This window comes from Bacillus sp. N1(2025), from assembly GCF_053470005.1.
This window is the reverse complement of sequence record NZ_JBLTJB010000023.1, coordinates 1-6,856: the sequence shown is the minus strand read 5'-3', so window position 1 is coordinate 6,856 and position 6,856 is coordinate 1. Positions and strand designations below refer to the sequence as shown.

The 6,856-nt window shown below is 37.5% G+C and carries 1 protein-coding gene; it reads right to left on the bottom strand.

The features are described from left to right. Window positions 1-6,856: amino acid adenylation domain-containing protein (locus ACNFN4_RS22020; protein WP_448200478.1), on the bottom strand; the 6,856-nt coding region annotated here is incomplete at both ends.

The following is a 6,856-nucleotide window of genomic DNA, read 5'->3' as shown; positions in this document are numbered from 1 at the left end:
GGATCATATCTTCATCAAGCAAATCCTCCACATAATCCCAAGTCATCATTAATTGTCCGTCGCTTTCCGCAACTTGGAAGTCCAAAAATACTTCAGGGGCCTGATTTATTCCGTATTTCAATTCTCCCCTACTACCTATATTGGCATTGAAAGAATCCACTTCGCCACGAAGCATGCTTGTAAATATAATTGGCATTATAGCTTGAGCTTCTTGACCACGATGTTCAGCCAGATCACGCAGGAAATCAACCCCACTGTAAAATCTGTGGTTTAACGCTTCAAATAACCGATTCTGAATCTCAGTAGTTCTTTCCCAAAATGGTCTGTGAGATGATAAATCGATATCCAACAACAATTTTGATACAAAATCCCCCATCAGCGACATTCCATCTTGATGAAAAGGCTGATTACTAAACAGATTTAAGCTAAGTGCCATATTGGATTGATTGCTCCATTTAAATAGAACTTCCGCATATATTGTGCACAATAACGCAGATGGTGCAATTCTGTTATCCAAAGCTTTGTTTCTCACAATCGCCCAGTCTTTTGCAGAAATTTTCGTTTCTAAACGTTTTACTGTTGCGTTGTTTACAGCACTCCCATTAGAAAGAAGCGGTAACTGTGGTGCATCCGGGAAATCACCTACTTTCTTCTTCCAGTAGGCTTGATCTCTTTGATGCAATGCTTTCATCAAATCTGAAACTTGCCGTGCCAAAAGATTGGCATGATTATCAAGCTCTGCTTGGGTCGAATCTTTCTCCTCTTTCTTAACATCCTCTTTCTTAAGTAGCTTTTGCAAACGATCTTCTGGATTCTTGACAACTTCTGAAAGCAATGAAACATAATCATCCAACATTTGCTTTATCGTTTCCTGTTTAAATAAATCTGTAGAATACTCTAAATTGACCACATAACCCTCTGATGTGTGTATTACCATTAAATTCAGATCAAACTTAGCTACTTTTCCTTCCATTGGTACCCATGTTCCACTCATAATGCTCTTTGAACCAGACATAATTTCACTCTCTGGCATCATAAACATTACATCAAATAATGGATTTCTTGATAAATCTCTCTTTACATCTACTGCCTCAACCAAGTCTTCATATTGAAAGTCCTGATTATCGTACGCAAGAAGACATTTTTCTTTTACTCCTAGCAATACTTGTTCAAAACTCTCCTCTTGTTTCACATTTCCTTTGATAGCCAAGGAGTTTACAAACATCCCCAGCATGTCTTGTGTATCAACGTGGGTTCTACCTGATACAGGAGTTCCGACTATAATTTCTTCCTGTTGACTGTACTTGCTCAATAGAAGCATAAAGGTTGATAACATAATCATGAATTCCGTAGCACCATGCTTCTTCGCTAATTCTTTTATTTCCATAAAAACTGGTTCTTCAATCTTAGTTTTTACGTCGGCTCCATTGAAGCTCTTTTTCTTAGGACGTTGGAAATCTGTATTCAAATTTAGTATTGGAATTTCGCCTGAGAACTCGTTCTTCCAATATGCCGCCTGCTTCGTAATATCCTGAGTCATTTGCCAAGCAGAGAAATCTTTATAATGAACCCTTGGCATTGATAAAGTATTTCCTTCATATAACTCGCTTATCCAGTTCATCATAATAGGCAGACTTTCTCCATCAGAAACAATATGATGAATATCCAGCATCAAGTATGAAGCTTGTGGCGTCTGTAGTAACTTAACCCGCATCAAAGGTGCTTTGGATAAATCAAATGGGCAAACAAAACGATCATATTCATCTTGAATATCTAGTGTATCTGCTTCTTTGTATTCTAATACTACTCTCGCATCTGGTTGAATCACTTGAACTGGCTCTCCATTAATAAGATGGAAGCTGGTTCTCAATACTTCTTCTCTCTCTAAGAGTTTATCTAACGCTCCCTGTAGCTGCTCTTTATCCAGAGTGTTTTCATATTTTATGACATTCGAAATGTTATAGGAAATACTAGGACCTACTATCTCATTGAGAAGATAAAGTCGCTTTTGAACAGAACTCATAGGATAGAACTCTGCTTTAGCTATTTTCGGTATTTCCGAAAAACTATCATATTGTAAACTTCCAATTCTTTCTGCAATACGTTTGGGTGTAGATAAAGCAAATATTTCACTAAGCTTCAGTTTTATACCGATTGTCTTTTCTAATTCATTACACAATAATGTAACTTTCAGTGAATGACCACCCAAGTCAAAAAAGCTATCATGGACACTAATTTCTGTTACTCCTAGGATTTTCTCAAGTGCTTCAACTACTAACTTCTCTTCTCTATTTGTTGGTGCTGCATATTCCTTAGACTTGTATTCTGGTTCTGGTAGTGCCGCTTTGTCCAGCTTTCCATTATGACTTAATGGAATTTGGTCAATTCGAATAATATATAAAGGAACCATATAGTCTGGTAACTTCTTGCGTAATTCACTCTTGATTGTATCTTCGTCTAATTTTTCTACTTCTGTATGAACGACTACATAAGCACACAGATATTTTTCTCCTTGCTTGTCTTGCCGTACTACAACGGCTGCTCCACTAACTCCTTCGAGTTCCATCAAAGTACTTTCAATTTCTCCTGGTTCGATTCTGAAACCTCTTATCTTAACCTGATCATCTATACGGCCAAGGTACTCAATATTTCCATCCGGTATCCACCGTGCCAGATCACCTGTTTTATACATCATTCCTGAACCAAAAGGATTTTTAATAAATTTCTGTGCTGTCAATTCTTCACGATTTAAGTATCCACGCGACACACTTTCTCCTGCAATACATAATTCCCCTGGTACACCTATTCCGGCTATTTTTTCATTTGATAATATATAAATTTGTGTATTACTAATAGGCTTACCAATCCATACTTTATCTACATTTAAGTCTGTTGGACAATGATATCCACTGGAATTAACTGTAGTTTCTGCTGGACCATAGAGATTCAGTAGTTCTGCTCTTACTTGTCCTTTTTCCCTTAATTGATTATAATGTCTCACACTTTCTGCATTCAGTTTCTCACCAATATTAATGATATAACGTAGCGTATTTATTCTCTCTTTGCTCATATCTAATTCTTCTAAGAACATATTGAACATTGAAGGAACGAACTGGATTGCATTGACTTTATAATCCTGAATTACCTTGATGATCTTATCACTTTGACTTTCTTCTCCTTGTTGCAAAATAACAAGTTTACCACCCGCTAACATCCACCAAAATACTTCCCAGGCAAAAACATCAAAGGCACAAGTGGTCTTCATTAAAAGAGATTCTCCCTCGTGTAATGGATATTCTCTTTGTGTCCACATCTGCTGATTGACTATATTCCGATGCTCTACCATAACTCCTTTTGGTTTTCCTGTTGTACCCGATGTATAAACCAGATAAATAAGATCATGAGGAGTATTTACATGTTCAGGATTCTCTGCACCTTCTTCATAATTGCTTGCACTATATAAGTCGACAACCTTTTCAGGGGAAATATTATACTTTCCATGACCAATTAAAACCGCTTTCGGCTGGCTATCTTCCAATATATACTCGATGCGTTCTTCTGGATAAAACGGGTCAATTGGTACATATGCTGCACCCGACTTCAGGATGGCATATAATCCGACCACCATCTCAATACTTCTTTCTGCTATAATCGCAACAAAATCATCAGGCTGGACATGGTATTCCCGTCGTAACCTTAATGCAAGTTTATTGGCACGAGCATTTAATTCAGCGTAACTCAATTGCTCATTCCCGCATACCACTGCTGTATTATGGGGTGTTCTTGCTACTTGTTCCTCAAATAATTGGACAATGGTCTTGTCTCTTGGATAGTCACGATCCGTTGCGTTAAACTGTACTAATTCTTTCATTTCTTCCGCTTCATTTGTCATGCCTAATTCGGTTAATTTCGTGTGTGGTGCTGCAATTGCTTGTTCCATAAGTCTTTGCAAATGGGAACCGATAATGTTTATTTCTTCCTTGTTATATAGCTTTGTACTGAATAGAATTCTAAAATGAAGACGATCACTCTTAAATGCTGTCATTCCCAAGTCATACCCGATTTGTTCGCGGTAATATTCAGATTCCACATTTAATTTGCCATCAATATTGATACTTGTTCCTTGATAGCCTTCAAAGAAGAATAAGGTTCCAATTAGATTCCTTCCTAATAAAGTACGATTCTGTATTTCTGCTAAAGGAAGAAAATCGTGATCATTTGCAGCAATTGCTTGGTCCTGTAATGATTTCAACAAATCGGCAAATGTGTCTTCGTTTGTTGTCGATATACGTACAGGTATTGTATTGATAAATAAACCAACGATTTCTTCAATACCTTCAATCTCTGCATTTCTACCAGATACAACCTTTCCAAAAACGACATCATTGGTTGAGTTGTATTTTTCCAATAAAACGCCCCAACAAGCTTCTACTAGCGTGTTCAATGTTACATCGTACTTGGCACATACCGCTTCTGCTTGTTCGGTTACCTCCAAGCTTAACTTAAACTCTTGACTCTGACTCTCTTCTTCTGTTTCTTCTGGACGACCCATAGGTAGAATATCAGCCCTTGTCTCATATCCTTGAAGAAGGTCTTCCCAATATTTAAGGCTCGGCTCTTTATCTTTTTCATTTATATAATCTACAAATTTTTCATAGCTGCCCATTTTATTAGAAGCAGTCTTATTAGGTATTTTTAAACACTCTTCGTCTGTTGCCATATACGCATTAAACAAATCTCTACGCAAAATTGGCAAACACCAACCATCTAAAATAATATGATGGTTCGTCATGATCAATCGATATCCACTATTGTTTATTTTTATCAGATTCATACGAACTAGTGTATCTTCTTCTAAATCAAATCCACGTTTTACATCTTGTTCCTTTAAATCAAGATAATCGGATTCATTATCTACTTCCATATAATTAAATTCCAGATTTCTTTCTTTCAATACAACTTGTCTTGGCACACTTACTCCCCGATAACAGATCTTTGTACGTAAAATATCATGCTGTGTTGCTAGAGATTCAAAAGCTTTGTGCATCTTCTCTACATCTACTTCCGTCAATCGCAACGTCTGCTGAACAACATACTTCGTAGAGGATTCATCCAAAAGCTTCTCATAGAGCATTCCCTCTTGCACAGGAGCCAAAGGATAGATACGTTGAACTTCTTCGCCGCGGTTTTTGGCAGCTTCCTGTACATAACAAAATTCGCTATCTTTCCATACCCTCTCACCAAAATCACTTGCCGTTGACTCACTCTTCTGTGCATGGGAGCAATGTTCTGCGACCGCTATCAGTTCTTCTTCATATGCTTTTCCTATTTGCTCAATTCTCTCAGCTAAATAACGACTGCTGTTGCAGGTTACTGTCATAGATAAACTACCATTTTGCACATGACCTATGACGTTAATGGATGGTCCAAATTGATTGCGAGGATCCGTATCCTGTCCATAACCCAGTTGTGAAAACTCAAAATATGGATCGCCAGATTCTTTCTTTGTTCCTAGTTCTCCAAGATAATTAAATGATATATCTGGTGCCACTTCCACATCCATTTCTTCTGAATTAACCATGTCTGCATACTTTATGAGGCCATAATCAATTCCATGTGCTGGCACACGTCGTAGGTTCTCTTTCGTATTTCGAATATCCTGAGCAATATTAGTGCCTAACTCTTCTAAAACTACGGGATATATACTAGTGAACCATCCTATTGTCCTACCTAAATCAAAAGACCCTACTGTTTCTTCACGACCATGTCCTTCCATCTGTATAGCAAGCGTTCTCTGACCTGTTACTTTGTTTACCGCACGTCCCAGTGCTGTTACAAGTAAGTCATTAATCTCTGTATTATAAGCATGTGCACTTTCTTTTAATAACTTTTCTGTGATCGTGGAATTAAGACATACCACGGCTGTCTTTGGTTCGAATTTATCATCAGTGCTATCTTCTTTTAACTTGCCATCAACCAATTTATTTTCTAACTCTGACCAGTAAGCTATCCTTCTCTTTAACTTTTCACTCTGGCTGTAACGAGCTAATCCTTCGCTCCATACTTTAAAGGAAACGGTTTTAGCTGGTAATGTTATCTCTTTCTGATTCAAAGCTTGAGAGTAGCCCTTCTCCAAATCCTCACTTAAAATTCGCCAGGAAATCACATCCATTATCATATGATGAGCTAGCAACATCATATAATCTTGCTCCGGCGTACTAAATAAAACAGCCTGCAATAATGGTCCTTCCGCCAAATCCATCTTTACTTTCGTTGTCTTAATTTTTTCCTGAATCTCTTCAGATTCACATGCTATTGTTGTAAAGCCGTACCATTTCTTATCTTCTACTTTCCCTATAACCTGTTTCTTATCTTTGTACGTAGCTCTCAACATATCATGATGCTGTACTAACGCAGACAAAGCTTTTTGTAGTGCCAGGACATTTAGTTTTTCACGAACCTTAAACACTTGGCATACATTAAAATGTTCAGGATTCATCATATTTTGTGCGAAGAAGTAGTTTTGAATTGGTGTCAGTGAAATCTCACCACTTATTTCTCCTTGCTCCGCAGGTATAATTTCTTTTTTCGTGGATAAATTCATGGCTATTAGCTTCGGTGTTCTCTCCATCAAAAGATTTCGCATGGAGCTACCGTATCCAGCTTCTCTTATCTTGTTTAGAATATGGATAGCCTTAATCGAATCTCCACCCAAATCAAAGAAATTGTCATTTACACTTACTCTTTCCATACCAAGTACATGTTCAAATGCCTCTACTACCAATTTTTCCGTCTGGGTCTTTGGTGCCTCATAACCCCTTATCATCTTACTTTCTTCAATATATTTTTCCGGGTT